Here is a 1,335-nt window from a genome sequence, read left to right as displayed (position 1 = left end):
GGCTCCTCGACGTTTCATGTGGAAACGAGTAAATCCTGAATGGGCGCCCCAATCAGGTAAATGATAGTGATGAAACTCAGGTCTTTGCGATACCCCCGGGCCCTGGCTTTGGCAGCCTGGAACAGGCTGTTGAGTCCTTCCAGGCGGGCATTGCTGTGATCGGAACGCCATCGGGCCACGATGGCCTGTCGGTGCTTTTCGACGGTGTTGATCGCTTTACGGACCGGGGCCAGAATCGGCTCCTGGCCGATCAGTTCGCGGGCGTAGTTGAGAAAGTTGGCGAGCCGCCATTTGGCCCCCTGTTCAGTGGGAGCCTTGCGAATCCAACGCAGGGCCTCCTTGACCCGCCAAGCGGTGGCGGTATGGAAATCCAGGGCGGCAAGTTCGACCAGGGCGTCAAACTGGCGGTTGGTCAAAGCGCCATCGGCATTTTTAAGTACCGCCCAGCGGGTGGTTTTGGGCATGGCGATCTCTTTGGCCTCGGCCCGACGAACTTCGTCCACCGCTCTGGTAAAAAGCTGGACCACATGGAACCAGTCCACGGTGAGTTCGGAGTTTTGGAAATGGGTTTTGATGGAGGAGATGAAGGCCCCCGACATGTCGGAAACCACCTCCAGGACGTTGTCCGGATTACCGCCGTGCTCTTTGAGGAACTGAGTGAAGCGCTGGACCGTATCCTTCCCCTTGCCGGGAGTGGCAAAGACCACCGGTCTTTCGCTGCGGTCCAGGTCGATGAAGATGGTGACATACTTGTGCCGGCGCCGGGATTTGGTCTCATCCAGGGCAAGGGCCTTGAGGCTTCGCAGGTCAAGCTTCGCCATGGCCTTGCTCACATAGTGGAAGACTACCCGCCACAACCGTTTGTCGGTGACTTCCATATGGCGGGCGGCAACGGCAACCGGCATCTCGCGGAGCATGGTCATGGCCACTTGCTCGAACAGCAGGGTGAAATGGCTACCCTCCCTGGCCCAGGGGACGACGATCCGCTTGACCCCATGCTCCGGGCAATTGGTGCGGGGAACCGGAGCCGTAATGTAACAGTGGTGCTGGAAAAAGTTGAGATGACGCCAGGTCATTTCCTTGAAATCATGAGCCTTACAGGACTTGCCGCATTCCGGACAGGGATAAAGTGAACCGCGATCGGCGGCTATTCGCAGATCCAGCCTATGGGGACTTTTAGTGGTATCCAATTGTTGTTCCACCAGTTTCCAGGGTGCGGTGAGGCCAAGGCCAAGGGCGAAAATGTCGTTGTTTTGCATGGGGTCGGCTCCTGTTGAGGGTGACGGTTTTTCCGTCGCTCAATTTAGCCAATTCCATTCGTTACGTCGAGGAGCC

1 protein-coding gene is annotated in these 1,335 nt (G+C 57.6%); it reads right to left on the bottom strand.

Going from position 1 to position 1,335, the window contains the following annotated elements:
* Positions 1-14: 14 nt before the first annotated feature.
* Positions 15-1,259 (bottom strand): ISL3 family transposase, encoded by a 1,245-nt coding sequence (locus P0N66_RS12710; protein WP_275806002.1) that lies wholly within the window; start codon positions 1,257-1,259, stop codon positions 15-17.
* Positions 1,260-1,335 lie beyond the last annotated feature (76 nt).

Origin of the sequence: Desulfurivibrio dismutans (assembly GCF_029210385.1) — a bacterium.
Taxonomy (GTDB): Bacteria; Desulfobacterota; Desulfobulbia; order Desulfobulbales; family Desulfurivibrionaceae; genus Desulfurivibrio; species Desulfurivibrio dismutans.
Note: the sequence above shows the minus strand (reverse complement) of the source record. Positions and strands in the feature narration are given on the sequence as shown.